Genomic DNA, 15,600 nt, shown 5'->3' on the forward strand with positions numbered 1-15,600 from the left:
GCGCGGCTACACGCGCTTCGAAACAATGCGAACCGTGCTGTTCCTCATCGCCGGCAAGCTAGATTTCTCCAGCTTCAACCCGCATGCCTCGTGAGCCGCGTTACCCACTGCATTTTCAAAAGAGCCTGATTGCTCATTGGTATATTCACTCGTTGAGTGTGCTGCTTAATGATGAATTTGCGGCAAAGAGGCGGTGCAAAGCATCGCAAGAAATCGATTTGCAGGCAGATGACATCTTGCGTGCTACGATATGAGAAATTTTCATGGGTATGGTTATGGCAGCAAAACTTCCGTCACTGAACGGTCTGAAAGTATTTGAATGCGCGGCGCGTCACATGAGTTTCACAAAAGCGGCCTCTGAATTAAACGTCACGCAGACAGCGGTCAGCCATCAGGTGCGGCGTCTCGAGGCTGAACTGGGAATCCGCCTGTTTCACCGCATCAAGGAGAGGCTTGAATTGACCGCCTCTGGGCAGGCATATCTGCAGGGCGTGAGCCTCGCGTTCGATCAGCTACGTTTCTCCACCGAGCAACTGCTCGAAGGCTGCAACAACACCACGCTTACGATTTCCACGCTCGCCACGTTCGCGGCGAAGTGGCTCCTGCCGCGCTTAGGCTCGTTTCGTCTCGAGCATCCTGAGATCGACATTCGAATAAGCGCCTCGACCGACCTCGTCGATTTCGTGGTCGGCGGCGCCGACACGGCAATACGTTACGGCAGTGGCGAATGGAAAGGACTGCACGCTGACTGGCTAATGGCCGATGAGATTTTTCCCGTGTGTAGCCCGAAATTGCTGACGGGCAATCATCCGCTTACGAGCCTCGACAATCTTGCCTATCACACGCTGCTGCAGGTGAGCGGAGTAACCAGCAACGACTGGAGCATATGGCTGGGGGCGGTGGGGCTGCCGGCCCACGTGACTGGTGGTGCGCGGCTGACCTTCGATCTCGCGCTGATGGCCGTGCAAGCTGCCATAGATGGGCTCGGCGTGTGCATCGGCAGGCGCGCCTATGTCGAGGACGACCTGCGCGCCGGGCGACTCGTCGCGCCGTTCGAGAAATCGGTTGCGACCAATCGCGCGTTTTACCTCGTTTCGCCGCGCGATCTTGCCAACTGCGCGAAGGTCGTGGCGCTGCGCAGTTGGCTTATCGACTTGATCGGCCGTACAGAAGATGGGCCCACCGTCCGGGTGGGCGATCTTGACAACGAGGCGGAAGTGGACGACGCGGCGCTTGCGATCGATGTGCGAACCGGTCGATGAATACGCTCGGCCAATGACGCTTCGTGGCGCCGCTGCTCGAATTCGGTTCGCGTATCCCGCCCGACCCGCTGGCCGCGCTCAGCCTGGCTGACGGCGCGCGACGGGGTGCTGGTGCCATTTCGCCTAAAACTCCTACATCGGGAGTATTACCCTGCGCTCAGTTCCTGCTGTCGTCGAATTCGCGCGTCTTCCTCGAGACGAGTCTCTTCGAGTTCCTGCAGCACGCTATCGAGGTCGACAGGTCGCGTATCGACTTCGATGCGGCCGCTCAACTCGACATCCACATGCAGCTGGCCTGCTTCGAACAATGCCCAAATTTCCGTTCCGTAACCGGTGGCGAGAATTTGCGGTGCGAAGCGTCCGAAGTACGCGGCCAGATTGTCGACATCGCGCTTGAGCATCGAGGCGGCTTCGTTATTGGCGGCGGCGTCGACGGCCTGAGGCAGATCGATGATCACTGGCCCATCCGCCGCCAGCAGGATGTTGTATTCGGACAGGTCGCCGTGAACCACACCCGCGCAGAGCATGCGGACGACCTGATTGAGCAGCAGCGCATGCAGTTCGAGGGCCCGAGCTTCGGTCAGATCGACGTCGTTGAGGCGAGGCGCGACGCCACCCGTTGCGTCGACCACCAGTTCCATCAGTAAAACGCCATCGGTACAGATATACGGTTGCGGCACGCGCACGCCCGCGTTGGCGAGCCGGAACAGCGCGTCGACTTCAGCGTTCTGCCACAACTCTTCCTGCATCTGACGTCCATACCGCGTGCCTTTTTCCATTGCACGCGCCTGCCGGCTGTTCTGGACCTTGCGGCCGTCCCGATACGACGCCGCTTGCCGGAAACTGCGCTGCTTCGCGTCCTTGTAAACCTTTGCGCAACGTGTCGAGTCGCCGCTTCGTACGACGTAGACTGTGGCTTCCTTGCCGCTCATCAATTGGCCGATAACCTCGTCGATGAGTCCTTCGTCGAGAAGCGGCGCGAGCCTTTTGGGTATTTTCATCCGATCGTCCCGTGCTGCTCATGGCGTGTGCGTTCGAAATGCGTGGGCGACGAATGGCTCGCTGACGTGTGCGCGATCAGCAGACGATGAGTCGCGCAGCCGGTGCCACTCTTAGGGTTTACATTGGGAAGGGAGGGAGTCATGCCGGATTATAAGCGGGCGGGGGGAAGGCGACCCATCGCGTCGAGAACTTGGGGTTCGCCACATGTGGCCCCAAAGTTGTCGAGTTCTATAATTAAGCGCTTGCCACCTCCCGATTGCCTGCACAACGCCGGCGCAGCGCGATGACATCGGCAGTGGCTAGTCTGGCCGGCGCGGCACTTCGATCGACAGACAGCGATAGCTCAGTGAGGAACTCATGGAAATCCAACCAACCGACTGGTTTCCTCTGAACAAGTACGCTCCGGTCCGCGATGGATGGTACGAGGTTCAACTTGTAAGTGGCGATACGGCCTTCGCAAAGTTTGGCGGCGGTGAATGGACCGAAAAGCCTTTGCTCGTTTTCACGCATTGGCGCGGGTTGAGCGCCGACCCGGCGAAGTCTGGCGAAACCGAAGGCATCGGCGCGGAGGCGACGCTCGCCGAAGGGGTCCGGGACGTTATGAACGTTTTTTTCCCCGGTCACGGTGATGAGGCGCACCAGCCGCGCGAAGAGTCCGAGCACAGCAAGGGCAGCTAACCAGCTAACGCGGCCTGACCCAAGCGGCTTGAGTTGGCCCACAGGCCCGTTGTTTCTTTTTCGCACATCGGTCTACAGATGCGGTGAGCCGCGGCTATGAGGCGTGGCGAGGTCGCGCGACATGCATACCCGTGAATCCCGCGAAACCGATCCCCCAACGCGCCGAGAGACTGTTGTAAGTCGACTAGGGCATTGGCTTCCGGCGTTGGCTTGGCTGCGCGCCTACCGGCTCGTCTGGTTGCCGCACGATATCGTCGCCGGCATCACGCTTAGCGCCATCCTCGTGCCGGCGGGGATGGCTTATGCGCAGGCGGCAGGCATGCCCTCCGTGACAGGGTTGTACGCGTCGCTGGCGGCTTTGATCGCGTACGCCTTGTTCGGGCCCAGCCGTATCCTCGTGCTGGGGCCCGACTCTGCGCTTGTCGCGCTCATTGCGGTAGCCGTCACGGCGTCGATGCATCGCAGCGGCGCACAAGCGGTGATGCTTGCCAGCGCGCTCGCACTCCTTTCCGGCGGCCTTTGTGCAGCCGTGGGTCTGCTCAAACTAGGCTTCGTAGCGGATCTGCTTTCGACGCCCATTCGTCATGGCTATCTGAACGGCATCATGTTGACGATCATCGTCGGTCAGTTGCCCAAGCTGCTCGGCTTCTCGGTGACCGGCGAGTCCTTTCTCTCGCAGGCTCGCGAACTCATGGCCGGCATATTGGCTGGCCGGATCAACAGCGCAGCGCTTGCCGTCGGCGCAGGTTCGATCGGCATCATTCTGGCGTGCCGACGGTTGGCGCCCAAGGTTCCTGGAGTGTTGATTGCGGTTGCCGTCGCGACGCTTGCCACGTCGTTGGGCGATCTCGGTTCGCGCGCCGGTATCGCGGTCGTCGGTACTTTGCCGCGCGGTTTGCCTGCGTTTCAAATTCCTCTTCTCACGTCGGATGAGTGGCTCAGGCTGTGCGCGACCGCTGCCGCGATCGCGCTCGTCTCGCTCACCGACGTCAGCATGTTGTCGCAGACTTACGGATTACGCAGTGGCGGCCGCATCGATCGCAACCAGGAGTGCTTCGCGCTGGGTGTCGCGAATATCGCTGCCGCCCTGTTCGAAGGCTTTCCTGTGAGCGCGAGCGGATCGAGGACGCCGGTCGCCGAGGCGGCCGGTGCAAAAACCCAGGTGACCGGACTGGTGGCGGCGGCAGTCGTTGCAATTCTGCTGGTTTTCGTGCCGCAGGCGCTGCGCAATACACCGCAAGCTGCACTCGCGGCAGTGGTCGTCGCGGCTTCATTGGCGTTGCTCGAAATGCGCGGTGTGCTGCGGCTCTATCGGCTACGGCGTGGCGAATTCGTTCAGGCGCTGGTCTGTTTCGCGGGCGTCGTGCTATCCGGTGTCGTGGCGGGCGTCGGCATCGCAGTTGCGCTGGCCTTGTTGATGTTTCTGTGGCGAGCGTGGTGGCCCTACACGGCCGTGCTCGGCCGCGTGGATGGCGTCAAGGGCTACCACGACATTTCGCGCCATCCCGATGCCCGGCGCATCCCCGGCCTCGTGCTGCTGCGCTGGGATGCGCCGCTATTTTTCGCCAATGCGCAAATCTTCAAAGAACGCGTGCGACGAGCACTCGATGATGCACCGACAGCGACGCACTGGATCGTCATCGCTGCGGAGCCGGTGACGGACATCGACATCACCGCCGCCGACATGCTCGTGAAGCTCGACGAAGAACTCGATGCCATGCAGGTACAGCTCTGCTTTGCGGAATTGAAGGGGCCCGTCAAGGACAGCCTGAAGCGATACGGGATTTACGAGCGTATCGGCGAGCGTTACTTCGTGCCGACGGTAGGTAGTGCGGTCAACGAGTATCTGCGGGAGCATCGGATCGAATGGCACGATTGGGAAGACGACAGGTGATTTTCTTGCGCATTGCGCAGGACCGCCGCTGGCTCCGCCAGGGGCGGGCCCTTGTCCGCAGGCTCATTTGGACGAACAAGACGATCGGATCAGGTAGTTGACCGCAACCACTCCGAGAACGCTCGGATGGTCGTTTCGCGCGGATGGTTTGGCCGGCGAATCACGTAGAAGCGATACCCAGGCAAGCTCAGCTTGAATGCTTTTACGAGCGTACCGGCGGCGAGTTCGGTTGCCACGAGTGCGTCACTGAAAATGCCGACTCCCTGGCCGGCGATTACCGCCTCGATGGCATGCAGTTCCTCCCGGAAGCTCAGGTGCTGCATGTCCTTGAAATCGGGCACTTCACGCCATCTGCGCTGCGCCGCGGCAAGCCATCTCTGCCAGGTGGGCGGCTCGCGGTCGGCTGGCGACCAATAGGAGTGGATCAGCACATGCTCTACGAGATCGGCGGGTCTCTTCAATTGTCCAGTTGAAAGCAAGCGCGGATTGTAGACGGGCCAGAATGTATCTCTCAAGAATTCATCGACGATGCCGTCCGTCGGCACTATTCGGCTGGTCGCATAACGAATGGCGACGTCACCCTCGCCGGCCTTCAGATCGAGCACGGTATCCGTGCCGATCACCTCCAGCGGCACGGAGGGATGCAATTTCCGCCACGCGGACAGGCGGGGCACGAGCCAACGGCTGGCAAAAGCGTTCGTCGTCGTCACGCGAAGGGGCTGCTGCTCGCTATCGTGCTTGACGGCCGCGATCGCGGTGGCAAATATTTCGAGCCCTCCACGAATGGCGGGGAACAGGCGCGCTCCTGCATCGGTCAGCGCCAAGGGCCGCGGCCTGCGACGGAACAGGGTGCAACCACAATAGCGCTCGAGCAATCGGATTTGATGGCTGATTGCTGTAGGCGTGACGCACAGCTCCAGCGCGGCCTTCTTGAAGCTCATGTGCCGAGCGACCGCGTCGAACGCGCGGAGTTCTACGAGGGGCGGCAGCTTATGCATGCAAGCAGTGTAGGTGAAACCAGTTCACCCTTAGCTGAATTCTTCGAATTTGCTCATGGGCCGGTTTGAGTGAAGACTTGGAATGAATTAATTCGAGGAGACGACACCATGCTGCCGATCAAATCGTTGGCCGACGCTGCGGCCGAGCTTGGGCGCACCTTCCGCGGCGAGCTCCTGCAACCCCTGGACGCCGGCTATGAGGATGCGAGGAAGGTCCACAACGGTCTCGTCGATAAACGGCCCGCCTTGATCGCGAGGTGCCGCGGCGTAGCCGACGTTGTCGAGGCCCTCGAACTCACCCGCAGGCTCGGCCTCGAGGGTGCGATTCGCGGTGGCGGCCACAACGTGGCGGGACGGGCGACGATCGACGGTGGGGTAATGATCGATCTTTCGCCGATGAAAGGCATCCACGTCGATGCGGAGGCCAGAACGGCTTGGGCGCAAGGCGGCGTCACCTGGGGCGAGCTCAATCGCGAGACGCAGTTGCACGGCCTGGCCGTCACCGGGGGCGTGATTTCGAGCACGGGCATTGCCGGGCTGACCCTCGGGGGCGGGGTGGGCTGGCTGATGGGCAAGTACGGCCTGGCGCTCGATAATCTGCGGGCGGTGGATCTCGTCACGGCGGGCGGCAAGGTTCTGAGGGCGAGCAAGCACCATGAGCCTGAGCTTTTTTGGGCGCTCCGCGGCGGCGGCGGAAACTTCGGGGTCGCCACGGGCTTCGAGTATCAACTCCACCCGGTTGGACCGATCATTACCGGCGGCCCGATCGTCCATCCGATCGAATCCTCACGAGCCTTGCTCGAGTTCTTCCGCGACAGCACACGGTCGTTGCCTGATGAGCACACCCTGTTCGCAACGTTGACCCATGCGCCCGACGGGTCAGGCACTGAGGTGGCCGGGCTGGTCACCTGCCACTGTGGGCCGTTGGAAGACGCCGAGAGAGCAATGCGGCCGCTGAAGCAGTTCGGCGTTCCCATCCTGGATGCCGTTGGGCCGATTCCCTATTCGCAACTCAACGGCATGCTCGACGCCAGCTATCCGAAAGGCGCGCTCAACTACTGGAAGTCCAGCTTTCTCAGGGAGTTGAGCGACGCTGCGATCGATACGATGATCGCCTCTTTCGCGCGATGCCCGACGACAATGGGCCAACTGCTCCTCGAACATTTCCACGGCGCGGTTACCCGGGTCAGTGCTACCGAGACGGCCTTCCCGCACCGGGGCGAAGGCTACAACTTCCTCGTGCTCGCCCAATGGATGCAGCCGGCGGACACCGGTGCCTGCATCGCCTGGGCTCGCGAAACCTACGAGGCGATGCGACCTTTTTTTGCCGACGGTCGCTATGTCAACTACCTGGACGACGATGAGATGGGCGAACCGATTGCGGCAGCGTACGGTCCCAATTACCGACGGCTTCAGCAGATCAAAGCCCGCTATGATCCGACGAACTTCTTCCGCATGAACCAGAACATCGCGCCGCTTGCCTGACTGAGTCATCGAGCCTACATGGTGCAACGGTAACGACCGAGCTCATCGGCAATCGCTGCGCAGCGGCGCGAGCGGCGCCGTGCTGTAAGCGCTCAAAAGACATTTATCGGAGACGGGTCCGTTTTTCCCCTTTCTCTTCGAACGCGTGCGCGAACACATCAGCCAGCCAGGCGAGCCCAGGATCCTGATCGCGCGCCGCGGACCACATCAGCGAGACTTCGTAGCCCGGCACATCGAATGGCAGCGGACTCATCGCCAGGTCCAAGGCGTCGCGCCAGACGCGGCCAATGAAGTCCGGCACCGTGGCGATCGCGGGCGTGCGCCGTACGATGAACGGACTCGTGGCGAAATTTGCGCTGGAGAACACCACGTCGCGCTTGAGTCCGTCTAAAGCCAGCCGCTCGTCGATAAAGCCGTGCAGACCAGCGCTGAACGAGGTCAGCACATGCCGATGTCGCAGGAATTCCACCATCGACAGACGTTTGCTGCGTGTTCTGACGAGGCGCGGATTGTAGACGCTCACAAAACGCCATTGAAACAGCGGGCGGCGCCGCTGCCATTGCACACTTTCGGGGAAAACCCCGACCGCGAGTTCGATCTCTCCCTCGTCGAGCATCGCCGCCGCGCGCGTCGAATCGGTGGGGCGCGCGATCAGCTTCACACCCGGAGCCGTGGCGGTCAGACGATCCATGATTTCCGGCGTCATGAGTACTTCCAGCGAATCGCTCAAGCCGATGCGAAACACGCGCTGCGCGCTCGCCGGATCGAACACGGGTGGCTGCGTGAGCACCTGGTGCAGCGATTGAAGAAATGGCTCGATCTGCCGCATCAGTTCGAGCGCACGCGGGGTAGGCGCGATGCCGCGCGACGTGCGTACGAACAGGTCATCGCCGAACGCCTCACGCAACCGTTTGAGGCCTCCGCTCACCGCCGGCTGGCCGAGGAAGAGCCGCTTCGCGGCGCGCGTGACGCTGCGCTCCTCGAACAGTGCGCGAAAGGTGAGCAGCAGGTTCAAGTCGAAACGCCTGAAATCATTTTCAATGATGTTGGCCATCGCAACGAACGATTTGATTGATATCCGTCTCACACGCATTCTATCGCCATGGAGAGCGCCGCAACATGCGATGTGATGGCATGTCGGCCGGCTCCCTCATTCACAGGAGCAGCGATATGAATTGGCAAAATCAGAAAGTCGTCGTGCTGGGCGGCTCATCGGGCATGGGGCTGGCAATGGTGTCGAGACTGGCAGCGGCCAACGCGAACGTCGTGGCAGTCGGCCGTGATCAGGGGAAACTCGACAAGGCGCTCGCCGGCCTCGAAGGACGTGGACACGTCGTCGGCGAAGCGCTCGACTGCAGCGACCGTGCCGCGCTCGACCGTTTCTTCGCCCGTGTAGGCGCCATCGATCACCTGGTGCTGACATTGTCCGGAGGTGAGGGTGGCGGCCGGTTTAGCGAACTCGATCTGACTGCCCTGCGTCGCGGGTTCGAGGCCAAATTCTGGCCGCAGCTCGAAGCGGCGCAGGCCGGCTTGCCGGCCCTTCGCCGCGACGGCAGCTTGACGTTCGTAACCTCTATTTCCGGTCGCATCGCCAATCCCGGCACAGCGGGGTTGGGTGCGATCAACGGCGCACTCGAAAGCATGATCGGTACACTCGCCCGTGAACTTGCACCACTGCGTGTCAACGCCGTTTCGCCAGGCGTGGTCGATACAGCGTGGTGGGACAAATTCCCCGCCGGCGTCAAGGCGGACCTGTTCCGTCAACAAGCTGAAACCTTGCCGGTCGGACGCGTGGGTCACGCGGAAGATGTCGCGCACGCGCTCCAGTTTCTGATGGAGAACACCTTCATGACGGGAGCCATCATCGAATGCGACGGCGGCTTCCGACTGCTTTGATAAGCGCTAGTCACACCGTTCGCCGCCATCGCTCCTCTGCCTGGGCGACCGCTTAGCCGTTCAGTACGAGAGATCCCTCCGGGTACTGCTCACACATGAAGTCGACGAACGCCCGAACCTTCGGCGCGGGAAGTCGTCGCGAGGTATGCAAGATCCAGAGGGCCACATCCGCACCCGAAACCGTGCCCCACTGAACCAACTCTCCGCGAGTCAGTTGGTTCCACGCAATGGACCGCGGCATCAGCGCGACGCCCGCTCCGGCAATTGCAGCGTCGCGAATCATCATGAATGAGGACAGCATCAGCCTAGGGATCGGCTCGAGAACCAAGCGTCCGTCGTCCAGCGTCCAATTCCCGGTTTGAAAGCTCGAGGAAACGATCGCGGGAACGGGCCTGACTTTGCCGCGGGTTGGCATAGGCACGGAGGGCGCGGCGACGACCACCAGCCGGTCCTTGGCGAAGCAGCGGCCCACGAGGCTGCCGTCCGGGCCTGGATTGATACGAATCGCGGCGTCGAACTGCTCTTCGAAGAGATCGACGAGGCGATCTTCCGCCACCACCTCGCACGTGACCTCGGGATAAGCCGCGCAGAACGCGGCGGAGATGCGGCCCATCGCAAGCTGGGAGAACAGCACCGGGGAAGCGACACGTAAGCGTCCGCGCGGTGCCGACGAGCCCTCGCGGGCCGCAGTCATGGCGTCAAGCACCTCGTGCATCGGCCCTTCGGTGCGCGCCACCAACATCTGGCCGGCTTCCGTGAGCTTGAGCCCACGGGCGCCGCGCTCGATGAGTCGCACGCCGAGTTGCTCTTCCAGATCCGCGATGCGCCGGGACAGGGTCGCCTTCGATCTCCCGCTCGCACGGCTCGCCTTTCCCAGTCCTCCATTCGTTGCGACGAGCGCGAAGTCGGTCAATGCGTTCAGGTCCATGGTGTTCCAAATTTGAAACGATGCGTCTTGATTCTGGCATCTTCGTTTTATTTGTGCAACGACGTATCTTTTCGTCATCGCAACTCCGATGTCGTCGCGGACGTCTCGCGCCGACCGATCCCTGAACTCGTCACATACCCCCTGGAGATATCCATGAGCATTCTCGTCACCGGTGCCACCGGCACCATCGGTTCCCTCGTTGTCCAAGGTCTGGCCGCCGCCGGCGCCCAGGTCAACGCGTTCGTCCGCACGCCCGGAAAGCGGTCGTTTCCGGCGGGCGTCACGGAAGTCGTCGGCGACCTGACCGACGTGGCCTCATTGCGCGCCGCACTGTCGTCGGTGCGCACGTTGTTTTTGCTGAACGCCGTCACGCCCGACGAAGTGACGCAAGCCCTCGTCGCGCTGAACCTGGCTCGCGAGGCTGGCATCGAGCGCGTCGTCTACCTGTCGGTCATCCACGCTGACCAGTTCACCAACGTGCCGCATTTCACCGGCAAGTACACGGTTGAGCGAATGATCGGGAGCCTGGACATTCCGGCGACCGTCCTTCGACCTGCCTACTTCATGCAGAACGAGCGCATGGTCCAGCAGACGATCCAGAATTACGGCGTCTATCCGATGCCGATCGGCTCGACGGGCGTCGCGATGATCGATGCGCGAGATATCGCGGACATCGCCGTCGCCGAACTGCTGCGCCGGGACCGCGAGCTCGCGCCGTCACCGCACGTGACGCTGGAGTTGGTCGGGCCCGAGCGGTTGACTGGAGAGTCGGTGGCCAAAATCTGGAGTGCCGCGCTCGGTCGCGAAGTGACTTACGGCGGAGACGACGTGGTGGCCTTCGAAGGACAGATGGCCTCGTTCGGCCCGTCCTGGCTTGCGTACGACATGCGCTTGATGATGGCCGGGATTCAGAAGTTCGGCATGCACGGCGCGCACGGCGCAGCGGGTCGCCTGCAAGCCATGCTCGGGCGTCCCCTGCGCAAGTACACCGACTTCGTCAACGAGGCCATCGCCGCGTCGTAGGCCGGCCCGCGCCAACTGCATGAGCTCGTTGTCGAAGAGGCGGATTGTCTGGTATCCGGCCGGTTTCCGACGTGAGTACCTTGTTTCAGCACCGACCGCTGCGAAGAGCGACGGCCCAGTCGTGCCGGCCGTTCGCCTTCGCTGTCGCCGACGCAGCGTCCCAGTCGTATTCAATGGCACGAAACTCGACAGTCCACTTCGATCCGATCCGGGTCACGAACGCATATCGCGCGTGGGGCGAGCCCATTTCCATACGATGAGGAAAGGGTCGATCATCTTCATAAGCCTGAAGGCCGACACTGCCTGGATTTACGATCAAGCGCCCGTCGTCAAGCGTCCGCGCGCGCTGCAAGTGGGTATGCCCGCAGAGAATCAGCTTCGAAGCCACATTCCCAGCTCGCAGTTCAACCTCCTCCGACGTCGCTTCCCGGCATTCGGAGGGCGTTACGGTTTCCAGGAAGTAGGCCAAGTCGTCTTCGGGTGTGCCGTGGACCAGGAGAACGTCTTCCCCGACAGGCAGCGTGCTGGGCAAGCCATCGATCCAATCCAGTTGATCCGGGCGCAGGCAATCGAGCGCCCATCGGTCGGATGGGCCCATGCGGGCGCGATCCCGGGCAAGTACTTGTCTTTCGTGATTGCCCCGGATAGAGGGCAGGCAAAGAGGCATCAACCGGTCTGCCGTTTCTCTTGGATAAAGCGCGCCTGAGAGAATGTCGCCGAGATTGACGACCACATCCGCACCGGCCGCACGAATATCCGCCAGCACGGCGTCGAGCGCGGCGAGGTTGCCGTGGATGTCCGATAGTGCTGCGATTTTCATCGGCTAGAGCCTGTTCCTGATCAGACCAGCACGCCACCGCCGTCCACGATCATGGTCTGTCCCGTAGCATAGCGATTGGTCATCGAATAGACGTACGTTTGCGCGATGTCCTCCGCCTCGCCGACACGACCGACTGGCAACGCCGCGCTGCTCGCGGAGTAGAGCGCTTCGCGCTCGAATTCCGGCAAGTTGTCCCACAGCGGCGTGCGCACCAAACCGGGACTCACAAGGTTGACGCGAATGGGCGCCAACTCCACCGCGAGTGCACGTGTGAGACCTTCCATCGCGCTGCAGACGCTGGCCAGCGCCACCCAGCCGTTTTGTGGCCGCAAGCTTGCAATACCGCTGGTCAACACCACGGAGCCGCCGGGACGGAGATATGGCGCCGCATGTTTGACGGCGGCGATTGCGCCGAATACTCGCACTTCGAAAATCTGACGGACGGTAGCGAGGTCCATGTCGGCGAGCGCCCCGATTCGCAACGCATCCCCCGCGCTGTAGACCAGATGGTCGAAAGCGCCGAGTTGCCCGAACAGCGCGCGCACGGCGGACTCGTTACTCAGATCGACCGTGTATCCCTTGACGCGGTCGCCGAGTCTCGCGACGGCTTCGGCGACTCGCTCACTGCGCGATGAAACGACGCTCACTGAGGCGCCGGCTGCGAGCGCGGCCTCGGCCGTGGCGAGGCCGAGTCCCGAGGTGCCGCCCAGCAGGACGACGTGTTGATGCTGAAGGTTCGTGCTTGCAATGGTCATGGTGAGTCCTGGCTGTGGATTGTGAATGAAACCATGACGCGAGTATTATTCTTTAGCGTCACTTGATAAATACTGGATTTCTTCGAACACTCATTAATAGAACTTGTGAATGGACCGATTCAGCAGCATGGCGATATTTGCACGCGTGGTCGAGCGCGGCAGCTTCACCGCCGCGGCCGAAGGCAGCGGTATGACGCCCACGATGGTCGGCAACCATATCCGCGAGTTGGAGCGGCGCCTCGCAGGCCGGCTGCTGAATCGCACGACGCGGCGTCAAAGCCTGACTGAACTTGGCAAGCGCTATCACGCGCGATGCCTCGAGATTCTGGCGCTGGTGGACTCCGCCGAGCTGGACGCGCGAGAAATGCAGAGCAAGCCGCGTGGCCGGTTGCGGGTGAGTTGCCCGGTTATCTATGGCACGCGTGTCCTCGTCCCGGCCCTTGCCGCGTACCTCGACCGCTACCCCGAGGTTCAGGTCGAACTGTCCCTTAGCGATCGTTTCGTCGATCTGGCGGAGGAAGGTTTCGACGCCGCCATCCGCGCCGGGGTTCTGCCGGACTCGGGCTTGATTGCGCGGCCGTTGACCCATTCGCCGCGTATCGCCTGCGCGTCACCGGCCTATCTGGCGCGCCATGGGCAGCCGCAGGTACCGGCCGATCTGGCGCAGCACAACTGCCTGGCTTTCATGGTCCCGACTGGACCTCAACGCGAATGGCGTTTCGGACGTCCCGGCAGCAATGGGGTGGAGTGCATCGCGGTGCGTGGCCGTCTCGATGTCAATGGCGGCCTCGCACTTCGCGAAGCCGCGCTCGCGGGATTAGGGGTGATTTTTCAACCTCAGGTCATGCTGCAGGAAGATCTGGATGCCGGTCGGCTCGTTCGTCTTTTTCCCGAGTGGCCGGCGCAGACCTGGCCCATCCATGTCGTGCATTTGCCCGATGCACGCATGCCACCGAAGCTGGCGAGTTTTATCGCCTTCCTCCAGGAAACGTTAGGGCACGACAGCGAACCGTAGACATGATGAAAAAGACGGCTTCATGCGCCGCGGGTGTTCATTTGTCTTCCCCCGACACGACATTGAGCGTACGCGCCAAGTGTCGTTTACGGCCGAATTGCAGACGTAAGCGTGAAAGCTCGACTCCCACCTCCTCCATAGACTCGACGCAACGCCGCCCAGCCGGTATGTACATGTCGTAATAAAAGGAGATACGTATGACTTCTTTGGAGAAGGGAGTTGCTGTTCTGGCCGAAGCGCCCGAGGACGAGACGTCCTCAGCGTTCAAACGACGCTTCATGATCAGGATGATCATTGTTCTGACCGGCGGTACGTTTCTGGACGGCTATATCCTCGGGATCGTCGGCCCCGTGTCCGGAAAAATGACCGCCGAGCTCGCCATATCGCCGGTCTGGGAAGGGCTGATCGCGGCCGGCGCGTTGTTCGGAATTCTCATCGGTTCGCCGCTGGGCGGATGGGCTGGAGACAAGTTCGGCCGCAAACCGCTGTTCCTGCTCGACATGGGCTTGTTCGTGATCGCGTCGTTCATGCAATTCTTCGTTGGCTCCATGCAGTTCTTCATTACGTCACCGTTGCAACTATTCCTCGTGCGACTGCTGATGGGTATCGCGATCGGTGCGGAATATTCCGTCGGTTGGCCGCTGCTGTCGGAATTCTCCCCATCCCGAATCCGAGGGCGGCTGATGGGCTTGACCCTCATCGCCTGGTACGCCGGATTCATGTTCGCCTTCGTCGTGGGTTATCTGCTCGATCGGTATACCCACCTCGGATGGCGGAACATCCTCGGTACCAGCACATACATTGCGATAGCCTTGTTTCTTGGCCGAATCGGCATGCCCGAATCGCCGCGCTGGCTGTGGAGTAAGAGCCGTATCGAGCAGGCCCGTTCCGTCGCGCGCCGATATATGAACAGCGCGTCCGACATGGCCGACGTCGAACACGAGATCGTTCACTCGGGAGGAGGTTTCGGGATGCTCTTCTCGCGCCGGTATTGGCGAGTCACGCTGTTCGTGTCGATGTTCTTTTTTTGCGTCGTCACGCCGTATTTCGCGATCGCCACATTCGCCGACAGCGTGCTGCAGAAATTCGGTCTCGGCGGCGGGCTCGCCGGAGGGGTCGGGCTATCCGCAGTTGCGCTGGCCGGCAGTGTTGCCACGGTCCTGATGATCGACAAGGCGGGTCGCCGTGTTTTGACGGTACCGCCGCAGTGGATCATCACCGTGATCCTCGCGATTCTCGGCATATGGGCGAATGCGCCTGGGGCGGTCGTGCTGGGACTGTTCCTCGCTTTCTCGTTCTTCAACGCGGGCTGCGGGACGCTGACTTGTATCTATCCTGGCGAGGTATTCCCGACTGAAATCCGCGGGATCGGGACGGGCTTTGCCGCCGCCTTCAGCAGGATCGGGGCCGGGCTCGGCACGTTCCTGATGCCCTGGTCGATGACCAATCTCGGGCCTTCGGTGACCATCCTGATCGCGGCCGGCATCGCGGCAGTCGGTGCCGGTGTGTCCCAATGGCTTGCCCCTGAGACAAAAGGCAAGAGTCTCAGCGAAACTGCGTCGGGGTTCTCGCACTAGCGTCGCGGGAGTTGCCGGCAACGCTCGATTCGGGCGTGCGTTGCCGCTGCCGGGATAGGCTTCCAACTCTGTCACAGCGGTGCTCATCAAATGGAAAAAGATGGGCGCGCCGACAATCCCCTGCGGTATCCGCCTTGATCTGCGTCTTTCACGCAAAGGGCGGCTCAAAACAATGCGACCGATCACCTTGAGCCGCCACCATGACCGCCGCCACCGTGACCGCCGCCGTGACCGCCTGCGCCTGCGCCAGCACCGCCTGCGCCGGCA

Annotated in this window: 14 protein-coding genes; 8 read left to right on the forward strand and 6 right to left on the reverse strand. The window is 61.8% G+C overall.

Features of this window, described 5'->3' with window-relative positions:
• Positions 1 to 275 precede the first annotated feature (275 nt).
• Complete coding sequence (locus GWC77_RS24930; protein ID WP_173261342.1) at positions 276 to 1,262, forward strand: transcriptional regulator GcvA; 987 nt, start codon at positions 276 to 278, stop codon at positions 1,260 to 1,262.
• Between the two features lie 146 nt (positions 1,263 to 1,408).
• On the opposite strand, the gene GWC77_RS24935 is transcribed toward GWC77_RS24930, so the two are convergent.
• Positions 1,409 to 2,263 (reverse strand): PA4780 family RIO1-like protein kinase, encoded by an 855-nt coding sequence (locus GWC77_RS24935; protein ID WP_173261344.1) that lies wholly within the window; start codon positions 2,261 to 2,263, stop codon positions 1,409 to 1,411.
• 358 nt (positions 2,264 to 2,621) lie between these two features.
• Here GWC77_RS24935 and GWC77_RS24940 point away from each other — a divergent pair, with 358 nt between their 5' ends.
• Together GWC77_RS24940 and GWC77_RS24945 are read left to right on the forward strand one after the other, a co-directional pair.
• Positions 2,622 to 2,942 (forward strand): hypothetical protein, encoded by a 321-nt coding sequence (locus GWC77_RS24940; protein WP_173261346.1) that lies wholly within the window; start codon positions 2,622 to 2,624, stop codon positions 2,940 to 2,942.
• A gap of 121 nt (positions 2,943 to 3,063) precedes the next feature.
• Positions 3,064 to 4,836: a SulP family inorganic anion transporter gene (locus tag GWC77_RS24945; RefSeq protein ID WP_173261348.1), complete on the forward strand. Its 1,773-nt coding sequence runs from the start codon at positions 3,064 to 3,066 to the stop codon at positions 4,834 to 4,836.
• Between the two features lie 89 nt (positions 4,837 to 4,925).
• Here the strand turns inward: GWC77_RS24945 and GWC77_RS24950 are convergent, their stop codons facing one another.
• Positions 4,926 to 5,834, reverse strand: a complete 909-nt coding sequence (locus GWC77_RS24950) for a LysR substrate-binding domain-containing protein (protein ID WP_173261349.1) — start codon at positions 5,832 to 5,834, stop codon at positions 4,926 to 4,928.
• A 108-nt stretch (positions 5,835 to 5,942) separates the two neighbouring features.
• On the opposite strand from GWC77_RS24950, the gene GWC77_RS24955 reads away from it, so the two are divergent.
• Positions 5,943 to 7,319, forward strand: coding sequence for an FAD-binding oxidoreductase (locus GWC77_RS24955; RefSeq protein WP_173261351.1), 1,377 nt, complete (start codon positions 5,943 to 5,945; stop codon positions 7,317 to 7,319).
• A 103-nt stretch (positions 7,320 to 7,422) separates the two neighbouring features.
• On the opposite strand, the gene GWC77_RS24960 is transcribed toward GWC77_RS24955, so the two are convergent.
• Positions 7,423 to 8,373, reverse strand: coding sequence for a LysR family transcriptional regulator (locus GWC77_RS24960; RefSeq protein ID WP_173261353.1), 951 nt, complete (start codon positions 8,371 to 8,373; stop codon positions 7,423 to 7,425).
• Positions 8,374 to 8,489: 116 nt separating this feature from the next.
• Here GWC77_RS24960 and GWC77_RS24965 point away from each other — a divergent pair, with 116 nt between their 5' ends.
• Positions 8,490 to 9,215 (forward strand): SDR family oxidoreductase, encoded by a 726-nt coding sequence (locus tag GWC77_RS24965; protein ID WP_173261355.1) that lies wholly within the window; start codon positions 8,490 to 8,492, stop codon positions 9,213 to 9,215.
• A 52-nt stretch (positions 9,216 to 9,267) separates the two neighbouring features.
• On the opposite strand, the gene GWC77_RS24970 is transcribed toward GWC77_RS24965, so the two are convergent.
• Positions 9,268 to 10,143: a LysR family transcriptional regulator gene (locus tag GWC77_RS24970; RefSeq protein WP_173261361.1), complete on the reverse strand. Its 876-nt coding sequence runs from the start codon at positions 10,141 to 10,143 to the stop codon at positions 9,268 to 9,270.
• Between the two features lie 153 nt (positions 10,144 to 10,296).
• Between GWC77_RS24970 and GWC77_RS24975 the strand changes: the two genes are divergently transcribed.
• Entirely contained in the window at positions 10,297 to 11,166 is an 870-nt protein-coding gene (locus GWC77_RS24975; protein ID WP_173261356.1) for an NmrA/HSCARG family protein, read from the forward strand.
• Between the two features lie 85 nt (positions 11,167 to 11,251).
• Here the strand turns inward: GWC77_RS24975 and GWC77_RS24980 are convergent, their stop codons facing one another.
• Positions 11,252 to 11,986, reverse strand: a complete 735-nt coding sequence (locus GWC77_RS24980; protein ID WP_173261357.1) for a metallophosphoesterase — start codon at positions 11,984 to 11,986, stop codon at positions 11,252 to 11,254.
• A gap of 20 nt (positions 11,987 to 12,006) precedes the next feature.
• Positions 12,007 to 12,741 carry an SDR family oxidoreductase gene (locus GWC77_RS24985; protein WP_173261358.1) on the reverse strand — a complete coding sequence of 245 codons (735 nt, stop codon included), beginning with the start codon at positions 12,739 to 12,741 and terminating at the stop codon, positions 12,007 to 12,009.
• Positions 12,742 to 12,850: 109 nt separating this feature from the next.
• Here GWC77_RS24985 and GWC77_RS24990 point away from each other — a divergent pair, with 109 nt between their 5' ends.
• Positions 12,851 to 13,756, forward strand: a complete 906-nt coding sequence (locus GWC77_RS24990) for a LysR family transcriptional regulator (RefSeq protein WP_173261359.1) — start codon at positions 12,851 to 12,853, stop codon at positions 13,754 to 13,756.
• 197 nt (positions 13,757 to 13,953) lie between these two features.
• On the forward strand, positions 13,954 to 15,333 hold the full coding sequence (locus GWC77_RS24995) for an MFS transporter (protein ID WP_173261360.1): 1,380 nt from the start codon (positions 13,954 to 13,956) through the stop codon (positions 15,331 to 15,333).
• Positions 15,334 to 15,600: the final 267 nt, after the last annotated feature.

Origin of the sequence: Paraburkholderia sp. NMBU_R16 (assembly GCF_013282575.1) — a bacterium.
Taxonomy (GTDB): domain Bacteria; phylum Pseudomonadota; class Gammaproteobacteria; order Burkholderiales; family Burkholderiaceae; genus Trinickia.